The organism is Chlamydiales bacterium (genome assembly GCA_031292375.1).
Lineage (GTDB): Bacteria > Chlamydiota > Chlamydiia > Chlamydiales > VFKH01 > JARLHF01.
Window position 1 is genome coordinate 1 of record JARLHF010000022.1, and the last position, 16573, is coordinate 16573.

The following is a 16573-nucleotide window of genomic DNA, read 5'->3' on the forward strand; positions in this document are numbered from 1 at the left end:
AATGACCTTTATTTTAGGAGTGTTACCTATGTTGGTGAATCAGTTTATGTCTTTAAGATTAGAATTTTTATCTCTCATAAAGACAAAACTGTTACCTATGTTGGTGAATCAAACTGTAACCTATGTGGGTGAATTGGACCGTTATGTATAAAAGCACTCTCCGTGTCTCTGTGGCTCCGTGTTTCATTTATTTTCGTTAGAGTCATTCCTATTCCTAATATACAACCCAAAAAACCAGCGTTTTCAGGATAAAGTGAGTAAAAAGCGTCTACCAATTTTGCGAGCTTTTGTTCATTTAAAGGTAGAAGACGATCATCTTCAAAATTAATATATAAAATAGCTGTTAATGATAAGAAAGCCCCAGGTTAACTATCAGGCAAGAATAGGGGGAGTTTTTGCTCTTGGAGAGACAAGCCTTGCGTAAGCTCTTCTGGAGGTAGTTTTAATAGAGTTTGAATGCGATCTTGATATTTCTGTAAAGATTCTTTAGCAGATAGACGCATATTGGGGTTTTCGTTCTGAAGATCGTTGATTAGATCATAAATTAAACTAGCCAAAGGACTTGTTTCAATGTAGGGAAGACACGTTTCTAATAAGTAGTGTATTTCTATTGGGGCTACAAAAGTAAAGTTATTATTTAGATGTATATTTATTATCGGAAAAGGAAGCCCAATTATTTTTCTGATAATAGAGCCAATTGCCCAGGCATCTTGCTTGTCACTACTTGCATGGTCAAGTGATTCATTGTAGAAAGTTGAATCAAAACAGGACGATATATGCCCAGTTACTGCCCATTCAGGAGAACCAAAGTCTTGAGTTCCTGCACGAGAGAATTTTGTTATATTGTTGTCGCTTGTAAAGCCAGCAGATTCAAAACCTCCAATAAGGGCTTGTAACCTATTATTTTTCCGGCAAAGATAGATGTTTTCAAGGCAGAGATCTCTGTGGACGATCCCTTGATCTGATAGAAAGGCAGATCCTGTAAGAATATCTGATATGATATATAAGCCATCTTTTACTGTGAGCTTGTTTTGTTCTAATGCATCGGCTAAATTATCAGTATTGTATGAGTATACAAAAAAATCTTTATTTATCCATGGGGCAGTGGTAGCTTGTTTTAATTTTAGAATGTTTATTGACCCTTGAAGAGCTTTTAGAAGTCTTGCGCTTGGTACTGGCGAGTTTGGCTGAATGCGTTGCTGTTTAATCATCAACATCTCTCCTGTATCAAAATCGATGGCTAGGTACATATCATGTTGAATACGTTGGCTTGGAAGGCGTTGCTGTGGAAAATGAATAAAAACAGAGCCATCTCTATTTATTTGAATAGGTAATAGTAGATCAGTTGATGCACCGATATAAATACTATTTAGAGAAGATCTTAAAATGCTTGTATGTAAATCATTGCGTTGGGTTTTGACAAAGTTAAAGATTTGCAAGCAAGAACTGGAAGATAGTTCAAAAACCTCGTTTGTTGCTATTTGAAGAAACTTGAGCCCACTTTTTTCTTGTAAAAATTGATGAAAGGTACCAGGTGTTGTACAATCATCTTTTGCTGCCTTGTAGATGGCTTCTTTTGGAGTATCAAGGCGTTTTGCTATACTTGCAATATTGATCTTTAGATGTTGATCAAATAAAGTTACGGGCACCCAGTACCTAAAAGCAGATAATCTTGAAGAACTCTTTAAGCAATCCATTTCCCTTTGAAATGTTTCTTTTGTCAAAATATTGGCGGCAATTTTAGCAATATGACTTTTTTGACCAAAAGCAAAGGGATATGGAATAACAAGTCTATTTTTTAATTTTCCAGGCCTGCGAGAAGTTAAAGATGCAGTGGCAATGCATTCTTTGATTTTATAAAGAAGCGTTTTTTTATCAGTGGGATCTACAATGTATACAGGATTCATGAAGTATTACCTATAAATTTCTGAATATTTGGACTGTAGATAGTTAATAAAGGCTTTTGCACTGAATGAAGAGCCTGCAACTTTTTCTACGAGTTCTATAGAGCTATAGTGTTTGCCGTGCGTATGAATGTTGATTTTAAGCCAATCACGAATGAAGGAAAGATCTTTTTTGGCAATACGCTCCTCCCAGTCTGGAAAGTCTCTCTCAAAACCTAAAAAGATGTGAGATGCGTATAAATTACCAAGAGTATAGCTTGGGAAATAACCAAAACTACCCATGGACCAATGTACATCTTGCAAACAACCTTCTTGGTCCGTTTTAGGTGTGATCCCTAAGTACTCTTGCATTTTTGCGTTCCACGCTTCAGGAATATCTTCTACTTTTAGTGACCCTTCAATGAGAGCATATTCCAGATCGAAGCGCAATATTACATGAAGAGAGTAGGTTACCTCATCTGCATCTGTACGGATGAAAGAGGGTTCTACCAGGTTAATGCCTTTATAAAACATATCAAGAGAGGTTTTTGTAAGCTGTTCGCCAAATGTTTCTTTTAAGTAGGGAAAGTACGCACTCCAAAAGGGTTTAGACTGACCAATACGAGTCTCCCAAAAACGAGATTGGCTCTCGTGTATGCCAAGAGAAATGGGTTCACAAAGAGGGGTTCCAAAGTATTCGGCGGGAAGGCCCATTTCATAGAGTGCATGTCCATACTCATGCATGCATGCGCTAATATTACTCATAAAGTTATGAGGATCAATTCTTGTTGTTATGCGAGAATCATCTGGATGCATAGATATTGAAAAAGGGTGGGAAGAAATATCAAGGCGACCTTTTTTAAAGTCATAGTTCATCTGCTTTAGAAAATAGAGTCCTGCTTGTACTTGTGTTTCATGAGAAAAATCACCTTTTAGAAAACTTGTATCTAGTACCTTTTTAGAAGAAATTTTCTTGAGAAGATCTGCAATGGGTTTTTTTAACTCAGAAAAGAGAGCTTGCACAGATTTTGTTGTCATATGCGGTTCAAATTGGTCTAAAAGCGCATCGTAAGGGTGTTCCTTGTAGCCAAGGTATTCTGCTTTTTCTCTGGACATTTCAATGATACGCTTCAAGTAAGGAGCAAATTTTTTGAAAGAGTTTTCCTGCTTTGCTTGTGCCCATATATGCATAGAGTTAGATGTTAGTTTAGCGAATTCTTTAACAAAACGTGTTGGTAATTTTGTTGCATGAAGATAGGATCTTCTCCATTCTTTTAAAGCGGACTTTTGGGCTTGACTTAAAGTTTTTGCAATAATTTTTCCAGATTCTAAGTGGATTAATTGAGAAAGAAGAGATGCAAAGCGTTTATTAGTCTCAGTTTTATGTATAAGGCCAGAAACAAGCTCTAATTGACTTGCGCGTGCTGCAGAAGAATTTTCTGGCATGTAAGTCTCTTGATCCCACTCAAGAAGGGAAGATATGCCTTTTAATACAGCAGTTTCTTTTCCCATAGTAGAGAGTTTTTGATATGTTTTTAGTTCTTCAGAAGTCATAAGATTTACCTAAAAAATGAATGAAGTTTTCGGATGCAATTTTTTTTATAAGGGATATGGGTAGTTGCATTGTTTGTTGCATTGTTGAAAGAATTTGAGGGTATTTTGATGCATTAGCATACTCCTCAAAGAAGGAGCCATTTGTTGGGTTTTTTTCAACCCCTGGAAATTCGTCATGTTCATAAAAGAAGTCGGCTCCAAAGGCAAGAGATGCATCTCCTTGCAGAGAAAGAGCGTGTTCAATGTGTTTAAAGAGCATTTTTGGGTTGGATCTAGTTTGATCGATGAATTTAGAATAGAAATTAAGGCCGATAAGTCCTTTACGTCTGATAATCTCCTTTGCAAGGGAGTCTGGAAGATTTCGCTCTTCTTGGCAAATGGCGCGAAAATTAGAGTGACTTGCAAGGACGGGAATATGAAGGGCATGCTTGTCAATAAAGTTTAAGGAATCAAAACTAAGAAAATCTGAGCTGTGACTCAAGTCTAGAGCGATTTTCTTTTTGTTCATCCATAAAAGCAATTGTTTTCCATCTTCTTTTAAGCCCATTTTAGAGCCACATCCTCCACCTAAGCGATTTTCGCCATTCCAAGTAAGGCTTATGTATAAAATTATTCCCAATTTTTTGTGGAGTTCTTCTAAACGGTTTAATCCATGCTCTAGAGGCTCATCCTCCTCAAGAAAGCAAGATGCATTTTCAAATGCAGGAAGGAGGGTAATTGTTTTTTCTTTGGTAGAGCGTTTTCTAGAAAAATAAAGAGGAAATCTTTCTAAAAGGGTATTAAAAACGTGTACTTGCGTAAGTGCTTTTTTTACAGATCCTTTTTCCGTATTTGTGTATATGGCAAGAGTTTGTACTTTTACGCCTCCTTTTAGTAGCTGAGGATAGGAACTACGCGCTCTATGATCCAAAAATGTGCGATTAGGATTTCTTGCCAAAAACGTAAGAAGATCACAATGTAGGTCTGCAACGAGGTATGGATTAGTGTTCATATTCGATAAAGACTCTTTGGATGCGAGGTCCCATGCATGTAATTAGTTCATGAACATTTGTGCCACAACGTGTGGCAACATCTTCTAAAGAAATGGTATTTCCATGGGCATCTTCGCCAAAGATAAGCACGGAGTCTCCAACAGAGACATCTTCGATGTGAGATACATCAACCATCATAAAATCCATACAGATATTTCCTGCCATTGCAGCCTTTTGTCCTTTTATAAGGACATGACCCTTGCCGCTAAAATGTCTATGTAGACCATCAAAATAGCCAAGTGGGACAACAGCAATTTTTGCATTATTTTGCTTGATTAGATAATTTCTTCCATAGCTAATTGTATCTCCAGCATCACAGTAGTTGATGCCAACAATACGAGAAGATAGAGATAATGCGGGTTTTAGAGAGGATTTTACAAGACCAAAAAGAGCAAGTCCTGGCCTTATCATGTTGCCCTCTGGAAAAAAGGTGCGAAGAGCTCCACTTGAATTTGCGGCATGAATCCATTTTGGATGAATTCCTTCTTTTGAAAGCGTATCTACACAGTATCTAAAGCGAGTTACTTGAGATTTTGTAAATGCGTCATGCTCTTCCATATCAGAGCATGCAAAGTGCGTCATGACACCTTCTAAAATCAATGCTTGTGAGTTTTGTATCTCTTTTGCCAAGAAAAGAGCATCTGTTTCTCTGCAACCAAGCCTGCTCATGCCTGTGTCGATGTGTAGGTGTACTTTAATTTTTTTATTTTGTGTGTGAGCAAGAGTGTCTAGCCTTTGGATTGTATCTAGTGAGCTAACAGCTAGTTCAAACTCCCAGTTGACAATCTTTTCAAGTTCATAAAGAGCTGCATGTATGACAAAGATGGATGTATTAATATTTTGCCTTTTCAAGAAAATGGCCTCATCTGGGTGAGCAACACCTAAAATATCCACACCGCACTTTTGTAAAAACTTAGATAAAATGACAGGGTCTGTTCCGTAAGCATTGGCTTTTACCATACAGAGAACACGCGTGTCTTTAAATGTTTTGAGGTTACTTTCTATGTGGCTTAAGTTGATAGTTAAATGGTTGTTGCAGGGCATATCTTTAAATTGATCTGTAATATCTAAAATATGCTTTTTGTTTGGTCCCTGGATGAGTACAGTATCCTCTTTAGTAAGATGAGGGTAGAGGGCGTGAATTGCATCTTCTGGTGTTTGATAGGTATTAAAAGGATGATTAAGTAAAGACATGAGAATGTCATGACCCGTTCCTGTAAGTACCAGAGATAAATTAGCATCTTTAATGGACTCTGCAATTTTTTTTGCCTGCATTGGAGAATAAGATCCTTCATTTCTAATTCCCTCGAAGATAAAGAATTTTTTTCCAGAAGATGGGTTCGTAAATAAATTGAGCTTTTTAATAGCAAGATCTACAGACATAGGATCTGCGGAATAAGCATCGTTGATAAAGAGTGTTCCAAGGGGAGATCTCCAAATTTCTGTCTGCATAGGCTCTGGCGTATATTCTTTTATAGCAAGAGCGATATCCTCTTCTTTTAAACCAAATAGCATGCTTGCTTTTAGCGTAATATTGATAAGATCCATAGCATGAGGAAATGGATGGCTCCACAAGTAGTTATAGACCGCTTTACTTGGAAATGTAATTTGAAAGGCAAGATGTCTATCTGATAGGCTTGTTTGCTTAGCAAAAGGTAGGGAAGAAAAATTATTGTTCCAATGTAATTTATTACCTTGAGCTGTTTGTAAATGCAAATTTAATAGAGGCTCGTTTGGAAATAAGAGCCAGTTGCCTTTAAGAATGGATTGAAGAAGTTTGGATTTTTCCTTTATAAGTATGTCGGGGATGTCTTTAGTTGTAGTTAAAATGGAGTGAGTGGGTTTAATCATGGTAAGGAGATGATCCATATCTCCAGGTTCTGAAATACCAGCCTCGATGAGGGCAATTTCGTGTGTTTGAGAGATTTGTAGTAAGCTTAAAGCAACTCCAATTTGGCTATTAAAGCTTTCTGGGGAAGCTGTAACTTGTTTTTTCTTTTTTAAAATAAAATAGAGAAAATCTTTAACCATCGTCTTGCCATATGAGCCTGTGATGGCAATAACATCTGTTTTTTTTTCGCTTCGATAGATTGCAGCAAGTTCTTGAAGGGATCTTAGAGGGTTTTGAACTTTGATTAATGAGGGGTGAGTATCTGGATACTCTTTTTTGACAAGAACGTATTTGGCACCTCTTTTTAGGGCATCGTTTACGAAGCTATGTCCATCATGGATTGTTCCTGGAAGGGCTACAAAAATTGCATTTTTTGATTCAATGAGCCTTGAGTCAATAGTAATTTGGTCAATGAGAGGATCTTTTCCTTTGAAATGTTCCCATTTTCTAAGATCAAATGTATCCATACTTAGTTTTTATGTAAAAGAGCGTAGTGATAAATAGCTATAGAGTAGATGACAATTATTGGTAATAAAATAGTGATAAAAGGAGGTAAAAGTTGATTTTCTGCGACGATAAAGGCAGCATCCATGAGTGTGATCATAACTACGAAGCCAAATATGGAAACACAGTAAATAAAAAAGAGAGGTAAATTTCTGCTAAAGCGCATGCAATAAGGCGCTGGTATTAAAACAACTGCAAGTGTAATGAGGGGCATGAGAAGCTTATAAGAAAAATGGGCAATAAGTTCACCCTTCTCTTCTAGGGGCTTTTTGTGGCTATGATAAATCTCTGTAAAAAGCTCTGTTAAAGACTCTCCTGAAATAGGTATAATGGATTCTTGAATCGCTTCCTCTTCTGGGTGCAGCGTTGGAAAGGTAGTCTCTTCAAAAGAGTGTTGCAGTGATAGTTGATTATTTTTGTTTCTAACCAGTACATCTACATATCTTCCTTTGGGAACAGTTCCATCTAGTTCAAGATATTTGATACGTGTGATATGATCACTATCTTTTATCCAAAATACATCAAAGAAGAGGTTTTGTTTAGGGTCAAAGTTTTGGTAAACTAGAACAGAGCCATCTTTCATTTGAATGGTAAAAAGTGTAGGAGTTGTTTTGTCTAATTTATTTTCGACATATTCTTTCTCAATATTTTTAAGGTAAATTTCTGCGTTGGGCAAAAGAAATTCAGTGTTTAGATAGAGAAGAGTCATACAAAGAAAGGCAAAGAGAAAAAGAGGACGTAAGATAGTATTGAAGGATAATCCCCCTGCAGATAGAGCTACAAGTTCTCTTTTGTTGTTGAGAGAAGAGAGCACTTTTATCGTTGCAAGCATAAGGGCGAAGGGAATGATGATGCCTGCTCGTTTAGTGAAATGACTGGAATAGTAGTAGCTTAAATCTAAGATAGAAAAGCGTGCATAGGTAAAGTTTTTTACATGTACAGAGTAGTCTATCAACACATAGAGAAAGTAAAATCCGATAATAAAGAATAGGAATACTTTTAGAGCCTCTTTAAAGATGTAGCGCTGCCAAATTTTTGTTAGGATCATTCGATGCCTCGGTTAATACGCTTGAGGGTCCACAAACTGTATGTTATGATGAGTAATAGAGGGAAGCAATAGATGAATGAAGATAACAGAGCGTTTGTTGCAAGACTTTTTGCAAGAAAGAAAGTGGCAAATGAAAAGGCTGCAAGAAGGCTTACGATGATGATGTTCTTTTTTACTTTTTTTCTGCTAATTTCGATGCCAAAAGATACTCCCATTAGCGTAAAGACGAAGGGTGCAAGCCCCATATTGATGCGTCTTGCAAGCTCTGAGTAGCAACTATTGACAATATTTTTGAGTGTTTTTTGATCTTTTGTATTTTCTTTCTTGGCAATTTTTAAAGATTTTTTTTCTGAGATGAGTCTTGCAAGTAGAAAGCGCATATGCAAGTGGTCTGGGCAGATGCGGGCTGTTGTTTTTTTTAAGAGCCCTGTAAATTCTGTTGCAGGTGTTTTTGTCTCTTGCTGATTTTCAATGATGAGATGATCAAAAGCATCTGTAACTGGCAAGCTAGAGATGAATGAAACATGGCTTCCTGTGAGGTCTGTGTTGATAAGCTCTAGTTTTTTTGCAAAAAAGAGAGATAACCTAGCAGCATCTTTTTGGTGTACAGCAACGATGACGTCTTTTGCAGATCTTCCGGCCTTTGTTGAGCCAGCTTTAATAAAAGCATCTCTTCTTTTTAAAAAGGATTTGTTTTTTAAGAGAGCTAATGGATTTAGGGAAGAGAGCTCTTGTACCATTTGTTTTGATGCGAGGTGCGAGTTGGTTGCAACCTCTGAAACAATATAAAAATTTAAAAATGAGAGAAGCGCAGATGCGACAAGCAAGGGGGCAATGATTGAAGGCAGACTTTTTCCAAGTGCTCTAAAGGCAATAAACTCATGCTCTCGAGAGAGTTTTTGCATGAGCAAAAGGGCAGACAGAAGACAAGATATGGGTATGGCTACGGGTAAAATATAGGGAAACTGATACAGGATAAAATAAAAAAGAGCCTGTAGGGGCGCCCCAAGAGATGCAAAGCTTGCAGTTTCATGCAACCTAGAAATAACAAGTAAAAAAATGAAGGCAATAACAGAAAGAACAAATACTTTTAAGTAATGGCTTAGGAGGTAGCGCCAAAAAATAGGCATATCAACCCTTCAAGGTGATGCTTTAAAAGAGATCATTCTACAGGAAGTAAGAGAAAAAAGCTTGGAAAATTTACGATAAAAAAGGGGGGTATCAATGGAAAATATAATTGGAAGTTTTAAGATTATTAGAGTAAAACTTTGGGCTCAGGTTGTTTTTAGAGTGGATGAATTGTTCTGTGTATAGTACAATAAAGATGAAAAAACAAAATTTTGATGACTGAAGAATTTGAGGAGTGGCTAGGAGAAGAAACCGCTAGATCTCGTGTTCAGATTGCTAAGCGCCTCTCTAAAATTAGAGAGGAGGGGTACTTTGCGGATCATAAAATAAGTAAGAGAGTCTGTTTGGGAACTTCGGAGGGACAATGGGAGGAGGATTTATTATTCTCTAATTCCTGTGAGTCAAGTATTGTTACTTTTGGGAGGAAATAAAAATGGTCAGACCAAAGATATACACAAACAATTCTTGAACTTGTTTGTGTATACACATAAATTAATTCTTGAACTTGTATAGTAACGCGAGCATGGGCATATCAACAATTCTTTATTTGTGGTGTATATAAAATTGTTTGGGTCTACTAAATGGTATATTTTGATGGGAGGGATAGAAGAAGGTCCCTTCACGTTTAAAGAGTTAAAAATGGATGCTAGAATAACTCCTGATACTCTTGCAAGAAAGGAAGGCTCGAAAGAGTTTGCTCCTATCAAAAGTTACAAGGAGTTTAAAGAGCTCTTTAAAGACGAAAAAGAAAAGGAGCGCGAAGAGGAAGAAGATTCTTCTTTGAAGTGGTCAAAAGATGGTATAATCACACAAGAGCACTCCTCTGCTCCTGGCCCCTTCGTCGATTTTATCGTATTACTTTTGATTGTGCTTTTGCTTTGGGCAATTTTTTGGATTTTTCGAAAATAGGTCCATTAAATGCAGAAGAAAATATATAATTTTTTAGATATTCATTTAGATTATTCTCGCCCCTTGTTGCTTGCTTTGTCGGGAGGTCCAGATTCCCTTGCACTCTTTCATTTGTTGATAGAATATAGAGAGAAAAAGCCTTTTGAACTACATGTTGCACATGTTGATCATGGTTGGCGCTTGCAAAGTAAAGTGCAGGCCTTGCATTTAAAAGAGTATGTAGAGGCAAAAAAGGTGCCTTTTTATCTAAAGACTCTTGATCCTTGCATACTTTCTGGAAATTTAGAAGATGCTTGTAGAAAAGAGCGCTTTCTATTTTTTGAAGAGTTACATGTAAAGCATATGTTTCAAGCAGTAGTTTTAGGCCACCATGCTGATGATCAAGCTGAAACGGTTTTAAAGAGGCTTTTAGAAAATGCAAGCTTGATGCATCTATGTGCAATGCAAGAGAATTCTTCATTTAATTCTATGCAGCTCTGGCGCCCTTTTTTAAGTGTGCGAAAAAAAGAAATTCAGAGTTTTTTAGATGAACTGCATATCACTGCAATTATGGATGAGACAAATTTAGATCCTAAGTTTTTAAGAGGGCGTATGAGAACTTTAATCTTTCCTACGCTTGAATTGCAGTTTGGTAAACAAATTGCAAGTTCTCTTGTTCGCTTGGGACAAGAAGCAAAAACTTTGTGTGACTATTTAGATGTAAAAACAAATGAGTTGTGGGACAAGAGGGTTGTAAGTTCTTTTGGTATGTATCTGGATCTTAATTTGGTAAAGTTGCGCCTAGAACAAAGTCATCTTATTAGAAGGATTGCTAAAAGCCTAAATGTAATGCTCACACACCATGTTTTAGAAGCCATCTTAGATTTATTAGAACGGCATGTTGCTAATAAGAGAGTGGAAACAAAGGAGTGCACTTGGTTTATAGATAGAGGATACCTGTTTGTTGTGCATAGAGGTTTTTTAGAAATTATGATGGATAGCAAGCAGAGCTCAGTAGAGCTGGAAGATGGAGTCTATCTTGGAAATTGGAAAGTTATCGTTAAAAGGGTATCTAACAAAGAATTAGAAAAGGCTAGCTGGCAATTTGTATGGCAAGGAAGTGTGGATGTAGTGCTTCCTCTAGGAAAATATACTCTTGCTTTTCCAAATGTTAATGAGATTTATCTTGAAAATAAGACCTCTCTTGATGTTTGGTGGAATAAACATAAGGTTCCCGCTTTTTTACGTTCTTGTGTGCCCGTTGTTAAACAAGGAAGCAAAATTTGTAGGGAATTTTTGAGTGGAGCCTCAAATGATCAAGATTGCGAAGAATACTTGCATATTTCTTTAATCCAAATCAATGAATCTGATATCCTCTCAAAAATATAAAATTTTACGTCGAAGATGGATGCAATAGAATATGGCAAATGATAATAACCTTAAGCAAGATCCTACTAAAAAGAACTTCCCGGCTAGTTTCTTTTTCTTCTTATTGATGGCAGTCTTAGTAGTTGTCATCGTACAGAATTACATGGGAACTAAAATGGCTAAAGTCTCTTTTAGCTATCAGCTAGAACACCTTGTAAATTTGGATTTAATACAACCAGAAGATAGTAGAAAGATTGCTCTCAATGACAACCTAGTTACATTTAGTGGAAAATTTAGAACAAATGAAACAGAAGAGGGGAAGAAACGTTTCAAGTTTTTAGAGCTTCTCAACCAAAACCATGGTCTGAATGCTTTAAAGGATCAAGAGCTTGATGATCTAAATGCCCTTCAGACGACGGTTAAAGAAGCGGCAGATTGGTATTTGCATTTGAGTGGTATCCCGCTTCCTCAAGATGGTTATAAGATTGTCGAAGACTCTTTTGATACGCCAGAGAGAGAAAACCATATTATTATTACATCACTTTCTAAAAAGCCCATAGAGAGCGTTCCTGCATTACAAGAAAAACTTACATCTCTTGAGAAGAGTGAAACTTTGTCTGCAGTAGATACGCTAGGTACAGAAGTTGTTGGAGTAATACAGTCATTTAGATCTCCCTTACTAGGAATTGGTAATGACACAATGAAGCAGAATTTAAAGACGCTCTTTCAAGATGTCTCTGCTATCAATAACAATAAAGATATCACTGCACAAGAAAAGCTTGCAGTTTATCAAAAAGCACTTACTTCGCTGCAATCAATTATCACAGAATTGTCTCAAGTCTCTTCTGGCATGCGCCTTAACCAGTTACGGTCTGTTCGTAGCTATCGAGATGAGATAGAACAGTATACAGAAACACAAGAGAATTTAGAGCAAAATAATGCGCAATTAGATAAGGCAAGACAATCAGTTACAAATGTTATCTGGTTTTTTAATAACCAACAGTTTTCTACAAGAGCTTTGGAAAAGCAAGATGGTGAAGCGTTTGGTAGATGGTTTGCGGATGCAAAAGAGGAATGGGATAATTTTGCTATCAACAAAGGAGAACTCTTTAGAGCGCCTGATCAGCCTCTTAACCTAGTTTTGGAGAAAACCTTTAAAAGCGAAGAGCCAGCACCTAACTATCTAAGTTATATTCTTACGATACTTCCTGTCATATTGGTTGTGTTCCTTCTCTATTTTGTATTTTCTCGCCAGATGAAGGGCATGGGTGGTGGTGCTATGAATTTTGGCAAGTCGCCTGCCAAGCTTTTAAACAAGAGTAACACGAAAGTTACATTTAAAGATGTTGCTGGGATTGACGAGGCAAAAGAGGAATTGCAAGAGATTGTAGACTTTTTGAAAAACCCTACAAAATTTACAGCTCTTGGAGCAAAAATTCCTAAAGGGGTATTGTGCGTGGGTGCTCCTGGTACTGGCAAGACATTACTTGCAAAGGCAGTTGCAGGAGAGGCTGATCGTCCTTTCTTTTCTATTTCAGGTTCTGACTTTGTTGAAATGTTTGTAGGTGTTGGAGCAAGCCGTATTCGCGATATGTTTGATCAGGCAAAGAAAAATGCTCCTTGTTTGATCTTTATGGATGAGATTGATGCTGTAGGGCGTCATAGAGGTGCTGGTATTGGTGGTGGCCATGATGAGCGAGAGCAGACACTAAATCAGCTTCTTGTAGAGATGGATGGTTTTGATACGAATGAGGGCGTTATTCTGATGGCAGCAACAAACCGTCCTGATGTGTTGGATAAAGCACTTTTGCGCCCTGGCCGCTTTGACAGACGAGTGATTATCGATCTTCCAGACATTAAAGGACGCTATGAAATTTTAAAAGTTCATGCAAGAAAGATTAAAATTGACCCTACAGTGGATCTTATGCTGCTTGCAAGAGCAACACCTGGTTCATCGGGTGCAGACCTTGCAAACGTTTTAAACGAGGCGGCTTTACTTGCTGCAAGAAAAGGTAAGTCTGCAGTGGGCGCTCAAGATGTAAACGAAGCTTCTGATAAAGTGCGCTACGGCAAGCAAAGGCGCAGTTTAGAGCTGGATGAAAATGAAAAGAAGACAACAGCTTATCATGAGTCTGGACATGCAATTGTGGGCCTTGTTGTAAAGCATGCAGATCCTGTTGAAAAGGTGACAATTATTCCAAGGGGCTTATCACTTGGAGCCACACACTTTTTACCAAGAAAAAATCGCGTGAGTTACTGGAAGCAGGAACTACTAGATCAGCTAGCAGTGATTATGGGCGGCAGGTGTGCAGAGGAGATCTTTATCAAGGATGTCTCTAGTGGTGCGCAGCAAGATATAACTCAAGCGACATACATTGCTAGAAGTATGGTGTGTGAATGGGGCATGAGCGAGGTTTTAGGCCTTGTTGCTTATGAGAAAAAAGGTGAGAGTGGCCAATACCTTGGTATGTCTACAAGTGAGAAAAATTATTCTGATGAGACTGCAAAAGCAATTGATGAACAGGTGCGCATCATAACGGATGCAGCACACAAAAGGGCTATAGACATTATTAATGAACATACAGCTCAAGTGGATTTGATGGCAAAAATGCTCATTGAATTTGAGACTCTTGACAGCGACGACGTTAAAAAGATCCTTGATGGTACTTGGGACATAGAAGAAAAGAGGGGCAAGTTAAAAGCAGAACTTGACTTGCAAAAGAAACAAGGCCCAACAACGCCTCCACCACCACCACCATTACCTGTGGAGAGCGTTTAAATCCAAAACTCAGATTTAAAAAGGAGAGAAGCTTTTACCATTGATGTTAACCTCTTCAAGAGATGATCCTCTAAAGTAGGAAATAATAACCTCGGAAGGGATGTTGCTGCCAAGAAATAATTTTCTTATAGAAGGCATAGTCGCAATTGATAAAAGGCTAAAATGGGTTACTTGAGAACTAGTTATGTTGAGTATTTTAAGTTTTGGCATAGCTCTTAAGTAAGAAATAGCTGAATCATTTAAGTTGAAACATCTACTTGTATTGAGATTTTTAATAGGTGGAAGAGATAGAAAAGAGCGGTTAGTAATGTTGTAACAGTCTGAGATATCTAGTGCTCCAATAGGATTGAAGAGTTGAAATCCCTCTCCATGGATTTGTGTCCTTGATAGGTTGAGTACATCAAGATTTAAGAGACCCAAGAGCCCAACACCAATGTCAGTTACTTTGGGACATCCGCTTATATTAATTTTTTTAAGAGAATTTGTATTTGCAAGGGGGATGAGAGCATTGTCATTAATGCCTGTACTTGATAGATCGATCTCCTCAAGAGGGGCTGTAAGATGTGTAAGTCCTGTGCCAGTGATACGTGCTCCTGCCAGTTTAAGAACCCTAAGAGAGAGCATCTGCATGAGAGGTTCAATCTGTTGATCAGCAAGCTTTGTTTCTGATGCCCCGAGCATTTCAAGGTCGAGTGCGCTAATAGCTTGCATTCCCTCTAGCGTTAAGCGCTGGCATTTAGTTAGTTGAAGATTTTTAAGAGGAGCTTGAAAATGAGCAAACCCTGTTCCCGTAATGTTTGTTTCTGAAAGGTCAAGATGGGTAAGAGATTGCATGTTCGCTAGGTGGGTTACATTAATATCGTTAATGCATGTTTTTGAAAGGTTGAGTATTCGAAGAGTGGGAATGCCTGTGAATGTGGTAGTTGCGATTGCAATTTTGCGATTTGCCTGCCCAATAGCGTATGTGCCTGTAAGATCAAGCTCTTCAAGGTTAACAAGAGAACTAAGTGCTAGTTGAGTAACATGCTCTTGAAGTTTGAGGGTTTTGACACTCATGTCTGCAAGTTTGGCAAGTCCCTTGTCAGTTGCTTGAATTCCATTAGGCACAATTTCTAGCCTGTCAATAGTTATGCCGCTAGATTTTTTGAAATGGTCTGCAATAATGTGTAAGTAACTGTCGGTATAGAACATGCCTTGTATGCGATTGTTTCCCAAAAAACCTGTTATTTTGGGACTGCCAGATAGTTTGATGCTAATGTTTGTAATGTGTGGAAATCGGTGAAGGATAAGGGGTATTTTTACAAGTTTTAGGGGTCTTGCACTTAGATCAAGAACTTTTGTAGCTTCATCTGTTTGCGCAACTGCTAGGCGGAAGAGTCGATTTAGTTTTAGAGATTGCCTTCCAGTTATAGAGATAAATTTGAATATTTCAGATAACATATCTTTATTAAAACGGTGAAAGAGAGCTAAAGACTCTGGAGAGGTTAGATTGGGATTCGCTTTGTTTTGCTCTGCAGGGTTTTCTATTCCTTTAAGGCGAGCAAGTCGTGTATCCCAAATTTTAAGGGGGTTTTCAAGGCCGGACTGGCAAGAAGAGTGAGTGTCTTTACTTCGAAATCCAAGTTGATGATAGAGATGAGAAATTGTACCGATAAGAATGGGATCTAGTACTTTTGGATCGTTATCGCTTAAGTTATTGTAATGGTGTACAATCATGCGTCCGGTATTGTTGTCGTACCAGAGATGGTCTCCAAAAATATAATTATAAAGTCTGAAAATTTCTATTATAAGGTTTAATGCAGCGAACTTTATAAGTCCGGACCATCGAAGAATGGTATGTTCTTGTAGATCTTTTGGGCCAAGATGCTGCACAGCGGTATTTATGTTGTAGGTGGATTTATTGATGGTTATTAGGCCGTTCATTCTATTGGTCTTTTGTAAAATCAAGAGGGCACATTCTATGGAATAATTGTTAAGATTATATAAATTTCATGTAATCATGCAATTTCAAGATTAAATCTTGAAATTGCATGATTATTGGAGTGCAATGAGGTTATGTATGTTCATAGATTATTAGAAAAGCCTTTAAAAGATGCTTTAAGCCAATTTCCTGTTGTTATTGTCACGGGCCCAAGGCAAGCGGGTAAATCTACTCTTCTGCAACAGGTGCTGCAAAACTATCACTATGTGACCTTTGATGATATTTTAGTGCGTGATTTGGCTTTAAAGGATCCAAATCTTTTTCTTGCAACCTATCCCTCTCCTCTTATCATAGATAAGATTCAATATGTGCCATCACTTCTCTCTTTTATTAAACGTCAGCTCGATTTTTAACTAGGTTATTGTTAATAACTTAAGCTCTTGTTCATTAAAATTTAAAGCTGGTTTTTTGGGTTGTATATTAGGAATAGGAATGACTCTAACGAAAATAAATGAAACACGGAGCCACAGAGACACGGAGAGTGCTTTTATACATAACGATTTGTCTTATAAAATTAT

The 16573-nt window shown here is 37.6% G+C and carries 12 protein-coding genes; 5 read left to right on the forward strand and 7 right to left on the reverse strand.

The window, feature by feature from the left end:
• Positions 1-365: 365 nt before the first annotated feature.
• From P4L16_03620 to P4L16_03645, 6 genes are read right to left on the reverse strand one after another with little or no spacing between them, the layout of a single operon-like run.
• On the reverse strand, positions 366-1907 hold the full coding sequence (locus P4L16_03620) for a protein kinase (GenBank protein MDR3624214.1): 1542 nt from the start codon (positions 1905-1907) through the stop codon (positions 366-368).
• A 6-nt stretch (positions 1908-1913) separates the two neighbouring features.
• The gene (locus P4L16_03625; GenBank protein ID MDR3624215.1) at positions 1914-3437 is read right to left on the reverse strand and encodes a carboxypeptidase M32; all 1524 of its coding nucleotides are present in this window, start codon (positions 3435-3437) and stop codon (positions 1914-1916) included.
• Positions 3427-4428 carry a membrane dipeptidase gene (locus P4L16_03630; GenBank protein MDR3624216.1) on the reverse strand — a complete coding sequence of 334 codons (1002 nt, stop codon included), beginning with the start codon at positions 4426-4428 and terminating at the stop codon, positions 3427-3429. Before P4L16_03630 ends, P4L16_03625 begins: the two co-directional genes overlap by 11 nt.
• Positions 4418-6826 carry an alanine racemase gene (gene alr / locus P4L16_03635; protein MDR3624217.1) on the reverse strand — a complete coding sequence of 803 codons (2409 nt, stop codon included), beginning with the start codon at positions 6824-6826 and terminating at the stop codon, positions 4418-4420. The genes P4L16_03630 and alr overlap by 11 nt, the downstream gene beginning before the upstream one ends.
• A gap of 2 nt (positions 6827-6828) precedes the next feature.
• On the reverse strand, positions 6829-7911 hold the full coding sequence (locus tag P4L16_03640) for an LptF/LptG family permease (protein MDR3624218.1): 1083 nt from the start codon (positions 7909-7911) through the stop codon (positions 6829-6831).
• A complete protein-coding gene (locus tag P4L16_03645) occupies positions 7908-9041 on the reverse strand; it encodes an LptF/LptG family permease (GenBank protein ID MDR3624219.1) in 1134 nt (377 codons plus the stop codon). Before P4L16_03645 ends, P4L16_03640 begins: the two co-directional genes overlap by 4 nt.
• Before the next feature lie 213 nt (positions 9042-9254).
• Between P4L16_03645 and P4L16_03650 the strand changes: the two genes are divergently transcribed.
• The 4 genes from P4L16_03650 to ftsH all read left to right on the forward strand — a co-directional run bounded on the left by P4L16_03650 (position 9255) and on the right by ftsH (position 14074).
• Positions 9255-9470, forward strand: coding sequence for a hypothetical protein (locus P4L16_03650; protein MDR3624220.1), 216 nt, complete (start codon positions 9255-9257; stop codon positions 9468-9470).
• Positions 9471-9603: 133 nt separating this feature from the next.
• Positions 9604-9948, forward strand: a complete 345-nt coding sequence (locus P4L16_03655; protein ID MDR3624221.1) for a DUF4339 domain-containing protein — start codon at positions 9604-9606, stop codon at positions 9946-9948.
• A 9-nt stretch (positions 9949-9957) separates the two neighbouring features.
• Positions 9958-11316, forward strand: coding sequence for a tRNA lysidine(34) synthetase TilS (gene tilS, locus P4L16_03660; protein MDR3624222.1), 1359 nt, complete (start codon positions 9958-9960; stop codon positions 11314-11316).
• A 31-nt stretch (positions 11317-11347) separates the two neighbouring features.
• Positions 11348-14074 carry an ATP-dependent zinc metalloprotease FtsH gene (ftsH, locus tag P4L16_03665; GenBank protein MDR3624223.1) on the forward strand — a complete coding sequence of 909 codons (2727 nt, stop codon included), beginning with the start codon at positions 11348-11350 and terminating at the stop codon, positions 14072-14074.
• Between the two features lie 15 nt (positions 14075-14089).
• On the opposite strand, the gene P4L16_03670 is transcribed toward ftsH, so the two are convergent.
• Positions 14090-15997: a hypothetical protein gene (locus P4L16_03670; protein MDR3624224.1), complete on the reverse strand. Its 1908-nt coding sequence runs from the start codon at positions 15995-15997 to the stop codon at positions 14090-14092.
• 132 nt (positions 15998-16129) lie between these two features.
• On the opposite strand from P4L16_03670, the gene P4L16_03675 reads away from it, so the two are divergent.
• Positions 16130-16408 (forward strand): AAA family ATPase, encoded by a 279-nt coding sequence (locus P4L16_03675; GenBank protein MDR3624225.1) that lies wholly within the window; start codon positions 16130-16132, stop codon positions 16406-16408.
• The last annotated feature ends 165 nt before the right edge of the window (positions 16409-16573 follow it).